Raw genomic sequence first — 20,478 nt, 5'->3', positions numbered from 1 at the left:
TTTTCAAAAAGGTGGTGAGAACCTTTGGCATCGTTGCGCGATATTAAAACACGCATCAATTCGACGAAGAAGACAAGCCAAATTACAAAGGCGATGGAGATGGTTTCAGCTTCGAAGCTGAATCGGGCGGAAACCAGCGCCAAGTCATTTGTGCCTTATATGGAAAAAATTCAAGAAGTTGTGGCAAACATCGCCCTTGGGAGTACGGACGTAAGCCACCCGATGCTTGAAAAGCGTCCGGTCAAAAAGACAGGATACGTTGTCATTACATCGGATCGCGGGCTTGCCGGTGCGTTTAACAGCAACGTGCTGCGCGCCGTTTATCAAACGATTCAAGAACGGCATCGTTCGACGGATGAATATGCCGTGATTGCCATCGGAAAAGTCGGCCGCGATTTTTTCAAAAAACGCGGTATGCCTGTCGTTGAAGAAATTGTCGGATTAGGCGATGATATAAGCTTTTCGGATATTAAAGAAATTGCTTCCAATACAGTCAAGCTGTTCGAGGATGGAAAAGTAGATGAAATTTATATGTTCTACAACCATTATGTCAGCGCCATCCAGCAGGAAGTAACGGAGAAAAAGCTGCTGCCGCTTTCGGACATCGCTGCGAATAAAAAAATGACGTCTTATGAATTTGAACCGTCTCAGGAAGACATTTTGGCAGTGCTTTTGCCGCAATATACTGAAAGTTTGATTTACGGCGCCTTGCTTGACAGCAAAGCAAGCGAACATGCTGCGAGAATGACGGCAATGAAGAATGCAACAGACAACGCAAAGGAACTGATCAATACGCTGACTCTTTCCTACAACAGAGCTCGTCAGGCAGCGATTACGCAAGAAATTACAGAAATTGTTGGCGGGGCATCAGCGCTTGAATAGATCACTGAAACAGTACGTTAGGAGGGAAACAGGAACATGAAAGGACGCGTAGTTCAAGTAATGGGTCCGGTAGTGGACGTAAAGTTTGAAAGCGGACATTTGCCGGAAATTTATAACGCCCTAAAAATTTCACATAAAGCGCGCAATGAGAACGAGGTAGACATTGATTTAACGTTGGAAGTAGCGCTTCATTTAGGGGATGACACCGTTCGGACAATCGCTATGGCTTCAACGGACGGCGTAACGCGCGGAATGGAAGTCGAAGACTTAGGCGCTCCAATCTCCGTGCCAGTTGGAGATGTCACATTAGGACGGGTATTCAATGTGTTAGGGGAACATATTGACCTTGGAGACCCGATTCCAGCGGAAGCGCGCCGGGATCCAATTCATAAGCCTGCTCCGAAATTTGAACAGCTGTCAACACAAGTTGAAATTTTGGAAACAGGAATCAAAGTTGTTGACTTGCTTGCTCCATATATTAAAGGTGGAAAAATCGGCTTGTTCGGCGGTGCAGGAGTTGGAAAAACGGTTTTAATCCAAGAGCTGATCAATAACATTGCACAAGAGCACGGCGGTATTTCCGTATTTGCTGGAGTTGGGGAGCGTACTCGTGAAGGAAACGACCTATACTTTGAAATGAAAGACTCCGGCGTTATCAGCAAAACAGCAATGGTGTTCGGACAAATGAACGAGCCGCCTGGAGCGCGTATGCGCGTTGCATTAACAGGTTTGACAATGGCTGAATATTTCCGTGATGAACAAGGGCAAGACGTTCTCTTCTTCATCGACAACATCTTCCGCTTTACACAAGCTGGTTCCGAAGTATCTGCGTTGCTTGGACGTATGCCTTCTGCTGTTGGATACCAACCGACGCTTGCGACAGAAATGGGACAATTGCAGGAGCGGATTACATCAACAAACGTAGGTTCTGTTACATCGATTCAGGCGATTTACGTGCCTGCTGACGACTATACAGACCCTGCTCCGGCTACAACATTCGCACACTTAGATGCGACAACAAACCTTGACCGTAAGCTGTCAGAGATGGGTATTTATCCAGCGGTGGATCCACTTGCTTCAACGTCACGTGCATTGGCTCCGGAAATCGTCGGTGAAGAGCATTACAACGTTGCCCGCCAAGTTCAGGCAACATTGCAAAGATATAGAGAGTTGCAAGATATTATTGCAATCCTTGGTATGGACGAGCTTTCAGATGAAGATAAGCTTGTTGTACATCGTGCTAGAAGAATCCAATTCTTCTTATCACAAAACTTCCACGTTGCTGAGCAGTTTACAGGGCAGCCTGGTTCATATGTGCCTGTAAAAGAGACTGTACGTGGATTTAAAGAAATTCTTGAAGGTAAGTACGACCACATTCCTGAAGATGCGTTCCGCTTAGTGGGCACAATTGAAGATGTCCTTGAAAGAGCGAAGCAAATGGGCGTTGAAGTATAATATTTTGGGACCCTAGGAGGAACTGAATATGAAGACCGTACAAGTCAGTGTCGTCACTCCCGATGGCCCAGTTTATGATGCGGATATAGAATTGGTCAGCGCCAAAGCTCAAAGCGGCGAGCTTGGAATTTTGCCTGGTCATATTCCAATGGTTGCGCCGCTTGCAATTGGCGCAGTTCGGCTGAAAAAAGGAAATAATACAGAACTCGTGGCTGTCAGCGGAGGTTTTTTGGAAGTTCGCCCTGATAAAGTCACGATCTTGGCACAAGCAGCTGAAAGAGCTGAAGATATCGATGTTGCCCGCGCGGAAGCTGCAAAGAAACGTGCTGAGGAACGCTTGCAGCGCAAAGGCCAAGGGCAGGAAGACATAGATTTTAAACGTGCTGAGCTGGCGCTGCAACGTGCCATCAATCGTATTAACGTGGCGAAAAAGAACTTTTAATTTCTCATTTAAGACGTCCCGGCGCTTAAGTTCGGGCCGTCTTTTTTGAAAAAACTAAGAAATCATGATCATGGCTATTTTGCAATGTTGGCTCTAGCCTGGATGCAAAAAATCGGCAACTTACTTTTATTGACAGCAAAAAATGGACAACATGTAATCGCATCATTCAACTCTAAAACTGCAAATCAAAAAATAACGAATTGACCTCCTATCTACATTCCACATCAATGAATGCTTCATTTATAAGAAATAACAACATGAAAAAACTGCCTAACCATTGTTTTTCACAAAATCAAATAAAAAGTGTGCATGAATAGGAAAGATTTTTATATAATAAAGTGGGTTTGTGAAACAAGAAAGGAAGATTTCGGAAGGAGGAGTAATGTGACGGGGCTAGGCCAGCAGGCGCTCATTAGCATCATAGTAAATTTAGTATTTATTTTTCTAACTTGGCGGGCTTTACAGGCTCTTCAAATTGAAAAAATCATTCGTAAAGGAAGAGTTGTCGAGACAAGGCTTTTGCTCATTTTATTGACCATCGCCATTGCGTCATCAGTGAGCAATTTTTTCTTGAACTATTTTTTTTGGTCACAGCAGCTGCAATATCTTTTTTAAACATGTCGAGGGACAATGAATACATAAAGGCTGTTGTCTAATCTTGACGACTTTTTCCACGTATGCCAAAACCCTTTCCGGCAACACTTTTAATAAGGAAAGGGTGATGGCGGTGAAAAATTTATATTTTGTCTTTATTTTCATATTTTTATTCGGTTTTCTTTTGTCAGCTTGGCACACAGAACGAACGAATGCTGAAAGACACGATATTCATGTAGAGGAAATCGTGGAGCAATTTCATCAACAAAACATAGATGTGGCAGAATGGTCAATTTTTGCAAAATTTTCTTTTTCTCAAAAAAGCAAAAAAGTGAAACGAATCTACACACAGTTTCGTCAATTTAATTGGTCTTACTTGGAAAGCGGTAATTTTGAAAAGTGGACCGGCACTTATTACAACAGCGATAAGCAGATCACTGAAACATTGCAAATTATTAAACCTCATGCAAAAGCAAGCCCGAAAATTCAAGTTATATATGAAGCAACAGGGAAACGTTGGAATGGCCGTGCATGGATGAAGCTGGAGCGCTATTTTAACCGTCACATTTTCGACAAAATTCCAGGAAATCCTACATTTTTCACTTGTGTCAAAGGCTATACAGATGATAAGATGAAAGGTGTTTTGTTTTTTGAGGCAAATAACCTTTTAAAAAGGTTTCATGCAAAACCGGTGGAAAGCTTAAACGAGCAACGCTTCGTTTCCATATCCGGTTTTACAAACGATTGGGATCATTCTATTAAAACGAAAAATGGAAAGATGAACATTCAAATTTCGCTCAGAAGTGCAGGAATGGGCGAAAGAACTACTGTAACAGTAGGAACACCTATTATTACAACTGAATATTAATATAGAGAAAATGGGACGCGGAGGGGAATACCTTGGAAAAAATCATCGTCCGCGGCGGTCGAAAGTTAAACGGTACAGTAAAGATCGAAGGAGCCAAAAATGCCGTTTTACCTGTCATCGCTGCATCTTTATTAGCTAGTGAAGGAAAGAGTGAAATTTGTGATGTTCCTAAGCTCTCCGATGTTTACACGATAAACGAAGTTCTCCGCTATCTCGGAGCAGAGGTTCGTTTTGATGGTAATCAAGTAGTTGTCGATGCATGCGGAGAGCTTTTAACGGAAGCGTCATTTGAATATGTTAGAAAAATGCGTGCATCTGTGCTTGTTATGGGACCTCTTCTTGCCCGCAAAGGCCGTGCACGTGTTGCTTTGCCGGGAGGATGTGCCATCGGATCCCGTCCGATTGATCAGCACTTGAAAGGCTTCGAAGCGATGGGTGCAACGATAAAAGTCGGCAACGGCTTTATTGATGCAGAAGTGAATGGCAGACTTCGCGGAGCCAAAATTTATTTGGATTTCCCAAGTGTCGGCGCAACAGAAAACATTATGATGGCAGCCGCACTTGCAGAAGGAACAACTGTAATCGAAAACTGTGCAAAGGAGCCTGAAATTGTCGACCTTGCGAATTTTATAAACAAAATGGGCGGAAATGTCCGTGGCGCAGGCACTGGTACTATCAGAATTGAAGGTGTAGATTCCTTGCACGGTGCAAAGCATTTAATTATTCCAGATCGTATTGAAGCAGGAACATTTATGGTTGCTGCTGCCATTACGAAAGGGAATGTCCTTGTAAAAGGAGCAGTTCCGGAGCATTTGACATCATTAATTGCGAAAATGGAAGAAATGGGCGTAACCATTATCGAGGAAGAAGAAGGCATTCGTGTCATTGGTCCGGAAACATTGAAGGCAGTGGATATTAAAACAATGCCTCATCCAGGTTTTCCTACTGACATGCAGTCTCAGATGATGGCCCTGCTGCTTCAGGCAAACGGAACTAGCGTAATTACCGAAACGGTATTTGAAAACCGCTTTATGCACGTAGAAGAATTTCGTCGTATGAACGGAGATATTAAAATCGAAGGCCGCTCTTGTATCATCAACGGTCCTGTAAAGCTTCAAGGTGCAGAAGTAACGGCAACCGATTTAAGAGCGGCAGCTGCATTAATTTTAGCCGGGCTTGCTGCAGAAGGGTATACACGGGTTACGGAGCTGAAGCATTTAGATCGCGGCTACGTCCGTTTTCATGAGAAGTTAAAAGAGCTTGGCGCAGATATTGAACGCGTCAATGATGAAGCAGACATCCCGGCAATTGAACAACAAGCCGTTGCAACGAATTTAAATGTATAATTTCACAAAAGAAGCTAGCCTCTTTTAGGAGATGCTAGCTTCTTTTTCGTATTACCCGCTTATTTTTTTCATATTTTTTCGTTTTATACATAAAACTCCCCCTGCAAACAGCATCTCCGATTTCAGTCATAAAAGGTTGTCCTTCCCCATAAACTTTACTGAAGTCAGCGATAAAAGAAATGGGGGCTGTAATATGAAACGAGTGAAACCGTTCTTTCTTTTTTTTGCAGCAATATTTTTCATTATTTTGATGGTGCCAAGTTTGCTGGTAGCCCCGTTTGCCGAAAAGACGAAAGCTACGCTTGGCGAGGAACTAGCCGAGAAGAAAACAACGGATGTGCTACAAAAGGAATCAAAAGTTTCTGTACCAATTTATCGTTCCCAAGAAAAAAAAATTGATGAAGTTCCGCTTGAAGAATATGTGGTCGGTGTTGTCGCCGCCGAGATGCCCGCGGAATTTGAAAAAGAAGCGTTAAAGGCTCAAGCTTTAGCTGCTAGAACGTACATCGTGAAAGAGCTGTTTACGGGCCAAAATGTCGGCTCTCCCGAAGGAGCGGTAGTCACGGATACTGAGCTCCATCAAGTTTATAAAAATGAAGAAGAATTAAGGAGAATTTGGAAAAAAGATTTTGATTGGAAAATAAAAAAGATTAAAGAAGCTGTTGCCGAAACAAGAGGCCAAATTTTAACGTATGACGACAAGCCGATTGATGCTTCTTTTTTTTCAACGAGCAATGGATATACGGAAAATTCGGAGGCCATTTGGCCGAACGCCCTTCCTTATTTAAAAAGCGTGGAAAGCCCTTGGGATGAGAAATCGGAAAAATTTCTCGCTAGGGAGGTATTCACCGTTCAAGAGTTTGAACAAAAATTAGGGATTAAAATAGGGAAAGGCAATTCAATTGGAAAAATTATCGAAAGGACGCCAGGACACAGGGTCGCTCTAGTCGAAATTAACGGGAAAAAGTTTACTGGAAGGGAAATAAGAGAAAAGCTAGGTCTAAGGTCAACGGATTTTTCGTGGACATTGAAAGGCGACCAAATTATTGTTACGACAAAAGGATACGGACACGGAGTCGGCATGAGTCAGTACGGTGCCAATTTTATGGCGCAGGAAGGGAAAAATTATAAAGAGATTGTCTCACATTACTACCAGGGAATTGAAATTTCACAAGCCAACCCGTTTTTATCAAAATATATGGCGAAAAAATAAAAAATCGGTGCGTTTTGTGAGAAAATCGGTAATCGGTTTTCTCACATTTGTTTCTTTAGGGGAACCGCTGATAGTGCCATTAAGCTGCCAACTTCATTTCGAACTAAATGAAATATTGATCGACTCGATAAATTCTTTTTTAGAGGGGCTGTCCAGAAAGTCAAATCCCCATTGAAAACAAAAAATCATAAACACCGATATATCAACGTTTCTAAAACATTAATGGGGGCGCCAATAAGCCGTAAAAACGACTTATTAGACACCCCCTCTTTCTTACCTCTAGTCAAGTATTTTTTATTAAATAATTTGGTTAATATAGATTTTATTTTGGAAGGAAGGGGGACCCCTTCCTTCCAAAATAAATTTTCGCATGACAAATAGACCTCACGATTTCCATTTTTTTCGTCAGGTCTTTGTGATATAATCTTACTTACGATTACTGATGCATTGTTGCCTTTTCGTAATCGTATTTCAGATTATGTGTGATAAGGTGATAAGCCGATTTCAAGAACTTATTCACGCATGCTATGGACGCAACTTTATGAGGTTTCCTCTGGGGTTGCGTTTTTAATTTATCATAATAATCTACAATATGATTTTGTGTGTTTTTCCGTAGTTGGATCATGGTCTGGATCATGTAAAATAGAATCTTTCTAAGTTTGTTATTTCCTCTTTTATTAATCTTGTCTTTATAAAAGGTATTCCCAGATTGATATCTCATAATATCAATACCGACGTAAGCATTCAGTTGTTTATGGTTTTTGAATCGTCGAATATCTCCTAATTCTCCAATTAAACGAACTGCAGTCGTTTCTCCGATTCCTGGAAATGAAATTAAAATCTGATACTCTTGTTTATCTTTCGATAATTTAACCATCTTTTGGACAAGTTGATCTCTTTTCTCCTTCAAGTCTGCAATCCGTTTGGCATAATCCCGCACTTGTTCACAGCGAATATCATCTTTTGAAATTGCTGGATACGCTTCTTTTGCTGCTTCGATTAAAGCGATCCCTTTTTCTTCAGCACGTGCCAATGATAAGTTTTTTCTTGTGTTGGCTTTTAAACGATTACGAATCACTGTTTTTGAACAAACTAACACATGATCCGGATGAGGGTATAATTGAACGACATTCAAAAATAAAGCAGAACGTTTACTGAATAGCTTTTCTAACTCGGGAAAACTCAATTGTAGAATCGCATGTAAACGACTATATAAATGCGTCATTTCACTACTTAATTCATCATAATATCTCGTCATTGCACGCATTTGTTTATAATATTCCCCTTCTTGATAAGTTTGTTCACGTTCAACTCTAAAGTGAGTTTTCGCAAGTTCATGAGCGTCGCTTTTATCTGTTTTTTGTCTCCTCATTGAAGCCATTTGAATATTCGCTTCGAGTGGGTTAACTCGATAATACATATAACCTTGATCACCTAAGAATCGTTCTAGTGGTTTTGAATATACGCCTGTTGCTTCAAAGACAATATCAGGTGCCTGTGCATCTTTTTGTGTTAAAGATATAAGGGTTTCGTTTAATTTCTCGAAAGAGTAGCGGTTATGGGTTATTTCACCCTCATATTCGCATTGACGATAACGGTCATAAATGACCATTGTACTTTTCCCCATACTGACATCAAATGCCACTACGTGTTTCATATTTTCTGCCTCTCCTTTTTAGCCAAACATAGAAGTTCTTCACATTGCCTTATTGATTCCATTTTCTTATACACGGTCTCTTCGGACCCAACATACTAAACTGATTCAAATAAGGATGTGAAGTTGGTCTGTTTTTAATACGGACTCTATTTGGTCCCAGGGGATGTTCGACCTTCCTTCACTTCTACTATAAAAAAATAGTAGCACAAACCTTGGCCTAGGTCTGTACTACTAATGTTAGTATGTTTTTAATGCTGCTAATTTGCAAAAAAACGTTTTCAGCTTCGATTCGTCTTTTTGGAAATAAAAGATTTTGACGATATAGTAGGATGCGAAAACACCGATTGTATCCTTAATAAGATCAATGATTGTCGCAGATCTTGAGGGAACGAAATATTGATGAATTTCATCACACAGCCCGTAAAAAACAGCGATCATCGCTGAGGCGAAACTTAATTTTTCTGTAAGCTTTTCATGGACAGCGAAGGCGAAAATGAAAAGCCAATAAAGAATTCCGAACTCAATGAGATGAAGCGACTCTTTCAATAAATGGTCGAACGAAAACGGCGTTTTGACGAAAGTGTCAGCTGGATAGCTCGACAAGATCCAAATGACCGCCATATACATAATCGGTAAAATACTGATTACATATACCGCAAACTTCTTCATGATCCAAACTCCTTCAAATATTTTTCAACAATATGCATAGAAAAAAACAAATAGCAAAAAATAAAAGAAAAAATTTTATTTTGATGTATAGATTCTCTCAAACTTGTTCACAATGGTTGCTGAGGTGATGAACAATGAGAGAGGAAGAAAAGAAACGTACTTCTCAAGGCTCGAAGTTCCAACAGTTTTTCAGAAAAAAATGGGTTTTTCCTGCTATTTATTTAGTCAGTGCAGCCGTTATTTTAACAGCCGTTTTATGGTATCAAGCAATCCGCAACAATGATGCAAACGATTTATCAACGGACGATGGTACAGACGTTTCCTATAATGAAGATCAATCGGTGGAAGTAAATCAATCCGTCGAAAACTTCAAAATGCCGGCCATCGATCCTGATGCTGTGAAGGTAGTAACAAACTTTTATGACTTTAATGCTTCAGAAAAAGAACAAGAAACGGCACTTGTCTTCCATAATAACACATACCATCCAAACCAAGGTATCGATATTGCATCAAATGATGGAAAAGCATTTGAAGTCACTGCATCTTTAAGCGGAACGGTTGCAAAAGCTGAAAAAGATTCTCTTTTAGGATATGTCGTAGAAATTGAACATGAAAACGGTGTAAAAACCATTTACCAATCGCTTGCCGATACGAAAGTACAGGTCGGCGACAAAGTTAAACAAGGAGAAATTATCGGACAAGCTGGGAAAAACCAATTCAATAAAGACGCAGGCGTCCATGTTCACTTTGAAATCCGCAAAGACGGTAAAGCCTACAATCCATTAAACTACATGGACGAGCCGTTAACAAGTTTAACTGAAAAATCTGTTGAAGAGCCTTCTGACGGGGCAGCACAAAAAGAAGATAATAAAGATGGAGAGGAAGCTACTTCAGACGAAACAGCCCCATCAGATGAAACTCAGCCTGATGAAGAACAATCTCAGTCAAAGGAAAATTCAGAACAAGAAAAATCTGATAATTCTACAACTAAACCTTAACCAATACAATCCTACTCAAACGAGTAGGTTTTTTTTTGTCTAAATCATATCTGGTAAAAATTAAATGAGCATAGGCGCTGAAATTTTCATAAAGAACAGACCGAAAAATTTTTCATAAACGGTACAAGAAACAACGTACGGTAAGGTGCAAGCGAGAAAGCAGGCTTGCCGAAACATTTTTTAAAAACATAATGTGAAGCGATTATCGAAAATTCACTTTATTCCATATATAATAGAATCAATCTCAGCAGGAGAAAGGAAGAAGCACGTGGAAAATATTCGCTTTCGAGATGCAACGATACATGACTTGCCTAAAATCGTCTCGATCTACAATTCAACGATCCCAAGCCGGATGGTGACAGCTGATACTGAACCTATTTCAGTGGAAGACCGTATACAGTGGTTTCATGAGCACAATCCAAAAACGAGACCGTTGTGGATGATCGAGCAGGATGGAAGCGTAGCTGGCTGGCTCAGCTTTCAATCCTTTTATGGAAGGCCTGCTTATAACGGAACTGCGGAAATTAGCATTTACATTGATGAACAGTACCGGGGAAAACAAATCGGCGATTTTGCCTTGAAGACCGCTATAGAAAAGGCTCCAAGCCTCCAAATAAAAAATTTGCTTGGCTTTATTTTCAAGCACAACATCCCGAGCTTAAAGCTGTTTTACAAAAATGGCTTCCGCGATTGGGGGCACTTTCCCCGTGTGGCGGTACTGGACGGTGTTGAGCGAGATTTAGTGATAGTGGGGAAACGTGTAGCCGATTGAACGTATTAACAGTGTCTCCGCTCGCAATATAGTATTTTAGTTTCTTTTTCATTCGCCAGTTGAGAAAAAAGCGTCTTTTTAGCCAAACTGCAATCCTTTTTTAGAACATGATTGTTCGGCTGTTTAAATTTGGCTGAATCTATAGACTGGTGTTGAATTTTCCTGCGGAAATTGTTCATTGCATGATTATGGGCGATCCTGTTTTTCTGGCAGTTTGTGCAGCGAAAGAATTTCAATCAGATCTGCCATCTGCGAGTATTTATATTTTAATTGCGTACCAGAGTATTAAATAAATTTTTGCTTCCATTGAGTGATCGGGGCTTTTTTATGTCGATTTCTTTTTGATACGAACGTTTCGATTAACGATTTATGTGGACTGGAAAACTTGCTTAACAGCAGCAATCCACCAGTGCTGAAAAAAACATCCGCAGCAGCCGTTTTGGCCGGGTTGACAAGCTTTACACAGAAGCTGCAAAAGTAAGTGTTTTGCTGCGTAAAAGCACTTTTTCAAAAGGAGGGTGGAAACGGTGGAATTTTCGATTCAACCGCTTGGTGATACAGGAATCATCATTCAATTCGGCACGGAGATTTCCGAAGCAATTTATCAACAAATCCGCCAATATGTATATCGGCTGGAACAAATCCGCATTGAAGGAATAGTCGAATGGGTTCCTGCTTACACCACCCTTGCTGTTTTTTATCGACCAAATATTATTTCGTACGATGAACTTTCTCAAAAGCTTTTAAAAATTGGAGAAAAGATAGAAAGCATGCCAGTGCCGGATCCAATAGTCATTGAAATTCCGACATTATATGGCAAGGAGGCAGGACCAGATATTCAGTTTGTTGCTGAAACGAATGGATTGTCGGAAGAAGAAGTAGTGAAGATTCATTCATCCTCCGATTATTTGATTTATATGATTGGGTTTGTTCCAGGTTTTCCATATTTAGGCGGAATGGACAAAAGAATTGCGGCGCCGAGGAAAAAGACACCCAGATCTAGAATTCCTGCCGGTTCAATCGGAATTGCCGGGGAGCAAACAGGGATTTATCCTTTGGAAACACCGGGAGGCTGGCAAATCATCGGGAGAACGCCTGTCAAATTGTATGATCCGCAGAAACAAGATCCAACATTGCTAAAAGCCGGCGATTACATCCGATTTGTCCCCATTACGGAAAGAGAATATGAAAAAATTGAACAGCAGGTGCTAAAGGGTTCATATAAAGTGGTCAAATATAAAAAGGAGGCGGCAGAAACATGATATCTGTTGACTTAAACAGCGATTTAGGGGAAAGCTTCGGCCATTTTAAAATTGGCAATGATGAAGAACTGCTTCGCTGTATTTCTTCAGCCAACATTGCTTGTGGATTTCATGCCGGCGACCATAATGTCATGATGCGGACTGTAGAGCTTGCGAAAAAGTTTGATGTGGCGATAGGCGCTCATCCAGGGGTGAACGATTTAGCCGGATTCGGACGAAGGGAATTGAAAGTATCTCCTGAGGAAGTCTACAATATGGTCGTTTATCAAATTGGAGCTTTGCAGGCTGTGGCGGCATCAAAAGGGATGAAGCTGAACCATGTGAAGCCCCACGGTGCTTTATACAATATGGCTGAAAAAGACAAGGCGTTAGCGGAGGCGATTGCTCAAGCAGTAAAAGATGTTGACGAGTCGCTTATCCTATATGGACTCTCAGGGGGCGTCCTTTGCCGTGCGGGGGAAAAGATCGGGCTTACGGTCGCGCATGAAGTCTTTGCCGACAGAACGTATCAGCCTGACGGAACATTAACTTCAAGATCAGAAAAAAATGCAATCATACACGATCCAGAGGAAGCGGTAGAAAGAGTTCTCCGTATGGTGAAGGAGGGAAAAGTAGCGGCAATAAACGGGCATGACATCCCCATTCAAGCTGATACAATCTGCATCCATGGCGACGGTCCGAAGGCATTAGCATTTGCTGAAGCTTTAAAAAGCAAACTGGAAGAAGAAAATATTCGTATTGTCAATCCGGGAGCGAAAAAAGATGAAAGAAATATTGTTAGTTGAAAAGCCTGGTTTGTTAACGACTGTTCAAGATTTAGGAAGAACGGGCTATCAGCAATACGGAGTTGTTGTTGCCGGCGCTATGGATTCGTTTTCCATGCAAATCGCAAATCTTTTAGTCGGCAACCGAAAAGATGAAGCGGTGCTGGAGGCAACAATCGCAGGTCCTTCCTTAAGGGCCGTCCGTGATATTGTGATTGCGATATGCGGAGGCGATCTAGCGGCAAAAATCAATGGGAAAGACGCTCCGTTATGGAAAAGCGTGCTGCTGAAAAAGGGAGATCAGCTTTCTTTTACCGGCTTGAAAAGCGGAGCGAGAGCCTATATCGCAATCGCAGGCGGAATTAACGTCCCTAAGGTCATGGGGAGCAAATCAACGTACTTAAAAGCGGGAATAGGAGGATTAAATGGAAGAGCCCTTCAAAAAGGGGATGTAATCATGGGTTCAGAACCTGTAAAAACAAGCACGATTGGCCGAATGTTATCCCCTTCCCTTATCCCGAAATATGAAAAGCACATGACCATCCGCATTGTCCCGGGTCCACATGAAGAGGCGTTTACAAAAGAAGGAATCGATACTTTTTTTTCTTCTGTATATGAAGTCACACCGCAATCGGACAGAATGGGCTATCGGCTGAAAGGGCCGAAAATTTCTCATAGAAAGCCTGCCGACATTTTGTCGGAAGCTGCTCCCCTTGGCGGAATTCAAATACCTGCTGACGGACAGCCGATCATTTTAATGGCTGATCGGCAAACAACGGGCGGATATACGAGAATCGGAACAGTCATTACAGTGGATTTGATGTACGTTGCTCAAGCAGTGCCAGGGGCAAAGATTCGCTTTCAGCCGGTTTCCGTTCAAGAGGCTCAAAAGCTTTATCTTGAGCAGATGCGCATCATACGCCAAATTTCAGTCGGAGCTGGCATATATGATGAATAAACGAAAGTTTGGAAAGTGAACATGTAGGATCATTGAACGAAATTTTATAAAATACGACCCTATAAGGTCTGAACAATTTCGGTAATCTGCGCTAATAAAAGCCTGAACAAGTCAAATATTTTAGGAACATAAAAAAGCAAGAGAGAACGTGTCCACATTGCGAAGAGCTCATCAAAAATTTTTTTCTGTTTTGTCATAAGAATCAAACCATTCCCCATTTCTCGACATCTGTTCCAAAAAGGAGCAGATGTTTTCTTTTTTTCACTGGAATTATACATATTTCCCGGAAAATGATTGGCGTATATCGTCGAAAAACTAATCAATGAAAAGTGTCGAAACATGCCCTCGACTTTAAGTGGAAAATAAATTTTCATAAATCCCTTGTCCTTCTTGACTTTTCAAGAATATATCTTCACCCAAGCTAATAAAATGTTACAAACCTAACAAGAGAGTGTTTGAGGTGAGGGATCGTGGAGATAGATGATCAATACAGCAAAAATGGCAACTTTAGATTCTACATCATGTATATAGCTGTATACACTGTGCATGCGAATCTCATTTCACACTTCTCACATCCACATTAGGGAGGTCGAGTGGTGTGCACGATTACATCAAAGAACGCACAATCAAGATTGGAAAGTATATCGTGGAGACGAAAAAAACTGTTCGTGTAATCGCGAAAGAGTTTGGCGTTTCCAAGAGTACCGTCCATAAAGATTTAACGGAAAGGCTGCCGGAGATAAATCCTGATTTAGCAAACGAAGTAAAGAAAATACTAGATTATCATAAATCGATTCGCCATCTTCGTGGCGGAGAAGCAACAAAATTAAAATATAAAAAAGAAGAACAGCAAAAAGAACCGATAAAACGATGATGATTCTCGACGCCAACCGACAAAACTCTCCGAAAATCTTGTCTTTTTTTACAAAATCATACTTTTTATGCAATTATATGATACAATAAGAAATTAGGATATTAGTTGGAGAGATGATGATTGGCAAGGGAGGATCATAGTAATATGTTTTCAAAAGATGTAGGAATCGACCTAGGAACAGCAAATGTGCTGATTCATGTAAAGGGCAGAGGCATTGTGTTAAATGAGCCTTCTGTTGTGGCGCTTGACCGCAACAACGGAAAGGTGTTAGCGGTTGGCGAGGAAGCGAGACGTATGGTTGGCCGTACACCTGGCAATATTGTTGCCATACGCCCGCTGAAGGATGGTGTCATCGCAGATTTTGATATTACAGAAACAATGCTCAAACATTTTTTGAATAAGTTAAATGTCAAAGGCATTATATCAAAGCCGCGGATTTTAATTTGCTGCCCGACAAACATTACTTCAGTGGAGCGGAAAGCGATCCGAGAGGCAGCTGAAAAATGCGGCGGCAAGCAAGTCTTTTTAGAGGAAGAACCAAAAGTAGCTGCAATTGGCGCTGGGATGGAGATTTTCCAGCCGAGTGGAAACATGGTGGTGGATATTGGCGGCGGGACGACGGACATAGCTGTACTATCCATGGGTGATATCGTTACCGCCTCGTCCTTGAAAGTGGCTGGAGACAAATTTGATCTTGAAATTTTAAATTATATTAAACGGGAGTATAAGCTTCTGATCGGTGAACGAACTGCAGAAGATATTAAAGTGAAAGCGGCAACAGTATTTCCAGGTGCACGCGACGAAGAAATCGATATTCGGGGTCGTGATATGGTCACAGGACTGCCTCGGACGATCACTATTAGGTCGAAAGAAATCGAGCAAGCATTAAAAGAACCTGTCGAAGCCATTATTCAAGCAGCTAAAAATGTGTTGGAGCGCACACCTCCTGAGCTGTCTGCAGACATCATTGACCGCGGTGTTATTTTAACAGGCGGCGGAGCACTCCTGCATGGGCTTGATCTGCTCTTGTCTGAAGAGCTTAAGGTTCCGGTTACCATAGCGGATGATCCGCTGCACTGCGTTGCTGTCGGAACAGGAATCATGCTTGAAAACATGGACAAACTGCCAAAAAGAAAGTTTATATAACAAAAACGTAGCAATCAGTTTTTTAGAAATCGGCTTTTACGCCGATTTTTTTACTATTAAATCTGAAAGACCAATTCTTGCTTTTACATACCCATTCAGATCCCAACATCCAAATGATATTTTTCTTTATGAACAGTTTGGAAAGGAGACGGAAGATAAAAGACCTATCAGAAAATTGTGATCTTTTACCTATAAGATAATAAAAAAATTGTAATGAGAATCATCGAAAAGTCCTTTATAATATAAAATTAGGAGAACATGTCGGATTTGTTGGATGGGGTGAGAAATCATGCTTCGAGGATTCTATACAGCTGCAGCAGGAATGCTCACACAGCAGCGCCATGCGGAAATGCTTTCAAACAATATAGCCAACGCTAACACGCCGGGATATAAATCTGACCGGGCTGCAATACGGGCTTTTCCGGAAATGCTTTTGTCAAGAATTGAAACAAAAAACGGTGTGACAAATATTTCGGAAGTTGGATCTGTCAATACAGGCGTTTATATGCAAGAATTGATTCCACTATTTACCCAAGGGGATATCCGTGCAACTGATTTGCCGACTGATGTAGCTTTAGTGGAAGAAGCGGTTCCAATTCATGAAGAAACGAATTTAAAAGGCACTCTCTTTTTTGCTGTTGAAACGGGAAATGGTGAAGTGAAATATACGAGAAACGGCCACTTTACGATTGATGAACAAGGCCGCCTGACAATGGCAGGAAACCCTGTCCTGTCTGTAGCCGGAACGCCGATTATTATTGAAGGAAACGATTTTACTATTACGCCTGAAGGAGAAGTTCTGGAAAACGGACAATACACAGGTCAAACGATCGATATTCGGTTTGAAGATGATGTCCGCAATCTTGTCAATGAAGGGAACGGCTTGTTTCGAACGGCTGACGGAACAGAGCTGCCAAGTGCAATTGGCAACGGCAATGTGCAATATGTGCTGCGCCAAGGATATATTGAACGTTCCAACGTTGATGTTGCAAGGGCTTATACGGATATGCTGACAGCCTATCGTTCTTTTGAAGCAAATCAGAAGGTGCTGCAAGCATATGACAGAAGCATGGAAAAAGCAGTCAATGAAATCGGCCGCATCGGCTGACAAAGAGGTGTTGTAAATGCTCCGCTCAATGATTACAGCGACTAATACGATGAATCAGTTACAGCAGCAATTGGATGCAATCGGTCATAACTTAGCGAATATCGATACAAACGGTTATAAAAAAACGAGCACAACCTTTCACGAATTGATGAGACAAGAGCTGAACAATCAGCCGGATCTTCAAAAAGAAACAGGCAGATTGACTGATTACGGCCTTCGTCTTGGCGTCGGCGCCAGACTGGATAAACAGCTTGTCTTTCATCAAGGCGCTATTAAAACGACAGGCAGAGAGCTAGATGTTGCGCTTTTACACAAGGATCAGTTTTTACAAGTGGAAGTAGACGGCGAGGTCCGGTATACAAGAGACGGTGCTCTTTATTTATCTCCTGCAAACGATGGTACGAACCGCCTTATGCTGGTGACGAAAGACGGCTACCGCGTGCTTGATGAAAATCAAAACCCGATTTACTTGGACGGAGATATTCGCGAGATTGTCATTTCTGCAAACGGGACGCTTACAGCAGCGCCACGGAATGAAGGAGAACTGCCGCAAACGGTTAACCTTGGAGTTGTCAGAGTAGATCGTCCGAGCATGATGATTTCACTCGGCAATAATATATACGGCTTGCAGCAATTAGGAAACGTGCCCATCACAGATGTGCTGACGAATTTGGAAGGGGATTTGCGGACGGAAATCGGCATGCGGCAAGGGGCTCTGGAAAGCTCAAATGTCGACCTGACTCAAGAAATTACAGACTTAATGATCGCACAACGCTCCTACCAACTAAATGCTCGGTCAATCACGATCGGCGATCAAATGCTTGGACTAATCAATACGGTGAGGTAATAGGGCGATTTCTGCAATTGTGTTGAACAGTTGAAAATCGGCAAAAATGCAATTTAACAAGTTTTACCTCTAGCCTTAAACGGGTGTTAGCGTGAATATAGAAATAGGTCTTTTTGATCTTTGACCTTAAAAGAAGCTGCTGTATCAGCTTTTTAAAACTTGTTATTTTTTAAGGGAGTTTTTATGATGGCTGCTCAGGAAAAAGTTGATATTTTAACAAGGGAAGAACGGAAAAAAGCGAAAAAAGAGGACGGAGTCAAGAGAAAAACGCGCACACGAGTCCGGCTTATTCCAATTTGGCTTCGTCTCATTTTACTTGTTTTTGGAATGGTCATCAGCATGGCAATCGGTGCGATGATCGGATATGGAGTGTTGGGGGACGGACGTCCACTAGATGCACTTAAACCGTCTACATGGCAGCACATCATAGATCTTGTTGAAAAGGACGCGTAATTCTAATATACTTGATGAAAGGCTGGGGGAATTTTCCTCCTTGTTAAGATCTTCTGCAAGATTGGTTCTAAGAAACGAGCTGATGCATTGCTCAGATGCCGGAGCTCGGGAGACGAAAAAATGGGGCATAATTCGTTCATTAGAGCCATAAAAAGCTGCGGAAACAGACTATCGTTTTAATCCTTAAGGAGGCATCTTCATGTTGGATATTCAGCAAATAAAAGAGATCATACCACATCGATATCCGTTTTTGCTAGTCGATCGAGTTGTTGAATTAGAGGAAGGCAAGCGGGCGGTCGGCATCAAAAATGTCACAATTAACGAACCGTTTTTTAACGGACATTATCCGGATTATCCGGTTATGCCAGGCGTTTTGATCGTTGAAGCACTGGCTCAAGTAGGCGGAGTTGCCATGATGAAAAAAGAAGAATATAAAGGGAAGCTCCCTCTTTTTGCTGGCATTGATAAATGCCGTTTTAAAAGACAAGTACGCCCCGGGGACCAACTAAAACTGGAAGTGGAAATTATCGTACAGCGGGGTCCGATCGGAAAAGCAAAAGGAATTGCAAAGGTTGATGACGAAATCGCTTGTGAAGCTGAATTAACGTTTGCTGTGAAATAAACGGGTGCCTTATAATGGCATCTGTTTTTTATTAAAAAGCAAATTAGACAGCCGCTTTTTTCAAAAATTTTCAAGGAGGCTGTTGTATTGACCTCGTTTTGAATGTACTTGCATCTTAAAAGATCTTCTTTCTGTATTCTCTCCCAAAATTTTCGATGTGCTCCAGTACGGTGTATTCATCTCTATATCTTCATTTTTTATTTCTTCTGATGTTGAAAATATGGCTTTCGTTTGTTTTTCCCCGATTATGAGCCCTTCTAAAGTGTTTTCTCTTCTTTTTTACATTTGGATATGAAAATGTTGGATTGCAAAAGTTTATTTTCGAAATCGTTCCTTTTACGAATATTCCTTCTTATCATTTCTTCAATCTATGTCATCATATACTGAAGGTTGAAAAATTCAATCAGTGTTTTAGAAAAATTTGTTGAATGTGTTAAAAATACTTGGGCATGTTAAGAACGTATGAACAATAAGAAAGGAGCAATCATATGAAAAAGAAATGGATGTTCATGTTGATTAGCATGCTAATGGCGTTGATGGTGGTGACAGGGTGCAATACAAATAATGAGGTCCCTCCGGACAATAATGACGATACAGAAGAAAATCTAGGTCCAACAGATGAAGACAATAACGGGAATACATTAGATGAAGAATTGCCACCAGATGATGAAGAAGGCGCCGATAACAATCAAGATGATACTACTAACGATAATAACGACGAAAACAACGTAGAACAAGAAAATCAATAATTAAGGGGCTGTCCAGAAATCAAATCGCCATTGAAAACAAAAAATCATAAACACCGATATATCAACGTTTCTAAAACATTAATGGGGGCGTCAATAAGCTGTAAAACGACTTATTAGACACCCCCATTTTATTTTTAGGAGTTAAATGAGGTGTCTCATAACTGATTTAAGTTAAAATTGATTAGATGTGGAGCATCTGCGGTTTCATCTAGGCAAATCTGGCCAGGATTTTTGTTGGCTTTCACATTAAAATACGCAAGACTATCCTTTTTCATGGAGGACTATTCAATTTTTTTTAAATCGGCATTTAGTTTTTGGATCATGGATTTTATGGATTGTTTTACTAAATGCCTCCAGCAGCTCTTGTCCGGATAGACCTTTTGAAATTAGTTCTCTGAGGACCATTTCTGCTTCCTGCTTGGAAGTTCGGTTATTATAGATTCTGCCGTCAAAAAGGACAGAAATATAATCCTTTAACATAGTGATCGAACGAATTTTTGCAATGATATGAGCGGGTCTATTATTTTTTTTAGTAATCGTGGCTAAAAGCTTGAGTTCATCATTATTTTGCAAATGGTGTTCAAAATAAGGACGAAACTGTTTAGAAAGAAGCGCCTCAATTAACCACGAATTTTCGCCGTCCTCTTTATTAATGATCAGCCCATCAGCAAGAGGTAAATTTTCGATGCGGTTTTCCTGATCTTTCCTCTCAACTTTCAATTCGACAAGCTTAAAGGTTTTCATGGTTCAAGGCCCCCAACTAGAGTTTATGCTTTATTATAACATAAAATAAAAAAGG

Annotated in this window: 22 protein-coding genes; 19 read left to right on the top strand and 3 right to left on the bottom strand. The window is 41.0% G+C overall.

All coding sequences use genetic code 11. The features are described from left to right. Positions 1–24: 24 nt before the first annotated feature. The 7 genes from atpG to spoIID all read left to right on the top strand — a co-directional run bounded on the left by atpG (position 25) and on the right by spoIID (position 6,800). Positions 25–882, top strand: a complete 858-nt coding sequence (gene atpG / locus NSQ94_RS18155) for an ATP synthase F1 subunit gamma (RefSeq protein ID WP_339229782.1) — start codon at positions 25–27, stop codon at positions 880–882. Between the two features lie 36 nt (positions 883–918). Further along, positions 919–2,337 carry a F0F1 ATP synthase subunit beta gene (gene atpD, locus NSQ94_RS18150; protein ID WP_066251292.1) on the top strand — a complete coding sequence of 473 codons (1,419 nt, stop codon included), beginning with the start codon at positions 919–921 and terminating at the stop codon, positions 2,335–2,337. A gap of 28 nt (positions 2,338–2,365) precedes the next feature. Beyond that, a complete protein-coding gene (locus NSQ94_RS18145) occupies positions 2,366–2,779 on the top strand; it encodes a F0F1 ATP synthase subunit epsilon (protein WP_063389011.1) in 414 nt (137 codons plus the stop codon). 384 nt (positions 2,780–3,163) lie between these two features. Beyond that, entirely contained in the window at positions 3,164–3,394 is a 231-nt protein-coding gene (locus tag NSQ94_RS18140; protein WP_063389010.1) for a DUF1146 family protein, read from the top strand. Positions 3,395–3,506: 112 nt separating this feature from the next. After that, positions 3,507–4,241 carry a YwmB family TATA-box binding protein gene (locus NSQ94_RS18135; protein WP_339198002.1) on the top strand — a complete coding sequence of 245 codons (735 nt, stop codon included), beginning with the start codon at positions 3,507–3,509 and terminating at the stop codon, positions 4,239–4,241. 32 nt (positions 4,242–4,273) lie between these two features. Beyond that, a complete protein-coding gene (gene murA, locus NSQ94_RS18130; protein WP_311066654.1) occupies positions 4,274–5,587 on the top strand; it encodes a UDP-N-acetylglucosamine 1-carboxyvinyltransferase in 1,314 nt (437 codons plus the stop codon). Positions 5,588–5,780: 193 nt separating this feature from the next. Further along, on the top strand, positions 5,781–6,800 hold the full coding sequence (spoIID, locus tag NSQ94_RS18125; protein WP_063389007.1) for a stage II sporulation protein D: 1,020 nt from the start codon (positions 5,781–5,783) through the stop codon (positions 6,798–6,800). A gap of 436 nt (positions 6,801–7,236) precedes the next feature. Here the strand turns inward: spoIID and NSQ94_RS18120 are convergent, their stop codons facing one another. Both NSQ94_RS18120 and NSQ94_RS18115 read right to left on the bottom strand, forming a co-directional pair. After that, positions 7,237–8,457, bottom strand: a complete 1,221-nt coding sequence (locus tag NSQ94_RS18120; protein WP_063388609.1) for an IS110 family transposase — start codon at positions 8,455–8,457, stop codon at positions 7,237–7,239. 237 nt (positions 8,458–8,694) lie between these two features. Then, positions 8,695–9,126 (bottom strand): VanZ family protein, encoded by a 432-nt coding sequence (locus NSQ94_RS18115; protein ID WP_066248014.1) that lies wholly within the window; start codon positions 9,124–9,126, stop codon positions 8,695–8,697. Positions 9,127–9,260: 134 nt separating this feature from the next. Between NSQ94_RS18115 and NSQ94_RS18110 the strand changes: the two genes are divergently transcribed. The 12 genes from NSQ94_RS18110 to NSQ94_RS18055 all read left to right on the top strand — a co-directional run bounded on the left by NSQ94_RS18110 (position 9,261) and on the right by NSQ94_RS18055 (position 19,679). Next, positions 9,261–10,124 carry a M23 family metallopeptidase gene (locus tag NSQ94_RS18110; protein WP_144597825.1) on the top strand — a complete coding sequence of 288 codons (864 nt, stop codon included), beginning with the start codon at positions 9,261–9,263 and terminating at the stop codon, positions 10,122–10,124. A 268-nt stretch (positions 10,125–10,392) separates the two neighbouring features. After that, a complete protein-coding gene (locus NSQ94_RS18105) occupies positions 10,393–10,896 on the top strand; it encodes a GNAT family N-acetyltransferase (RefSeq protein WP_066248016.1) in 504 nt (167 codons plus the stop codon). Positions 10,897–11,423: 527 nt separating this feature from the next. Next, positions 11,424–12,158 (top strand): 5-oxoprolinase subunit PxpB, encoded by a 735-nt coding sequence (gene pxpB, locus NSQ94_RS18100; protein ID WP_339229779.1) that lies wholly within the window; start codon positions 11,424–11,426, stop codon positions 12,156–12,158. Beyond that, positions 12,155–12,943, top strand: coding sequence for a 5-oxoprolinase subunit PxpA (locus NSQ94_RS18095; protein WP_339229777.1), 789 nt, complete (start codon positions 12,155–12,157; stop codon positions 12,941–12,943). Before pxpB ends, NSQ94_RS18095 begins: the two co-directional genes overlap by 4 nt. After that, a complete protein-coding gene (locus NSQ94_RS18090; RefSeq protein WP_339229775.1) occupies positions 12,921–13,880 on the top strand; it encodes a biotin-dependent carboxyltransferase family protein in 960 nt (319 codons plus the stop codon). Before NSQ94_RS18095 ends, NSQ94_RS18090 begins: the two co-directional genes overlap by 23 nt. Positions 13,881–14,478: 598 nt before the next feature. Continuing rightward, positions 14,479–14,754 (top strand): sporulation transcriptional regulator SpoIIID, encoded by a 276-nt coding sequence (gene spoIIID / locus NSQ94_RS18085; protein WP_063388999.1) that lies wholly within the window; start codon positions 14,479–14,481, stop codon positions 14,752–14,754. A 144-nt stretch (positions 14,755–14,898) separates the two neighbouring features. Continuing rightward, on the top strand, positions 14,899–15,900 hold the full coding sequence (locus tag NSQ94_RS18080) for a rod shape-determining protein (RefSeq protein WP_063388998.1): 1,002 nt from the start codon (positions 14,899–14,901) through the stop codon (positions 15,898–15,900). A gap of 289 nt (positions 15,901–16,189) precedes the next feature. Then, on the top strand, positions 16,190–17,008 hold the full coding sequence (locus tag NSQ94_RS18075; protein ID WP_094244700.1) for a flagellar hook-basal body protein: 819 nt from the start codon (positions 16,190–16,192) through the stop codon (positions 17,006–17,008). Positions 17,009–17,024: 16 nt separating this feature from the next. Beyond that, the gene (locus tag NSQ94_RS18070; RefSeq protein WP_339229773.1) at positions 17,025–17,855 is read left to right on the top strand and encodes a flagellar hook-basal body protein; all 831 of its coding nucleotides are present in this window, start codon (positions 17,025–17,027) and stop codon (positions 17,853–17,855) included. Between the two features lie 183 nt (positions 17,856–18,038). Next, the gene (locus NSQ94_RS18065) at positions 18,039–18,308 is read left to right on the top strand and encodes a DNA-directed RNA polymerase subunit beta (protein ID WP_339229770.1); all 270 of its coding nucleotides are present in this window, start codon (positions 18,039–18,041) and stop codon (positions 18,306–18,308) included. 199 nt (positions 18,309–18,507) lie between these two features. Further along, on the top strand, positions 18,508–18,930 hold the full coding sequence (gene fabZ, locus NSQ94_RS18060; RefSeq protein WP_063388994.1) for a 3-hydroxyacyl-ACP dehydratase FabZ: 423 nt from the start codon (positions 18,508–18,510) through the stop codon (positions 18,928–18,930). 488 nt (positions 18,931–19,418) lie between these two features. After that, complete coding sequence (locus NSQ94_RS18055; RefSeq protein WP_063388993.1) at positions 19,419–19,679, top strand: hypothetical protein; 261 nt, start codon at positions 19,419–19,421, stop codon at positions 19,677–19,679. Between the two features lie 285 nt (positions 19,680–19,964). Here NSQ94_RS18055 and NSQ94_RS18050 read toward each other — a convergent pair whose 3' ends face one another. Continuing rightward, the gene (locus NSQ94_RS18050) at positions 19,965–20,423 is read right to left on the bottom strand and encodes a YwpF-like family protein (RefSeq protein WP_066248032.1); all 459 of its coding nucleotides are present in this window, start codon (positions 20,421–20,423) and stop codon (positions 19,965–19,967) included. Between the last annotated feature and the right edge of the window lie 55 nt (positions 20,424–20,478).

The sequence above is a fragment of the Aeribacillus sp. FSL K6-2833 genome, assembly GCF_037965815.1.
Lineage (GTDB): Bacteria > Bacillota > Bacilli > Bacillales > Aeribacillaceae > Aeribacillus > Aeribacillus composti.
Note: the sequence above shows the minus strand (reverse complement) of the source record. Positions and strands in the feature narration are given on the sequence as shown.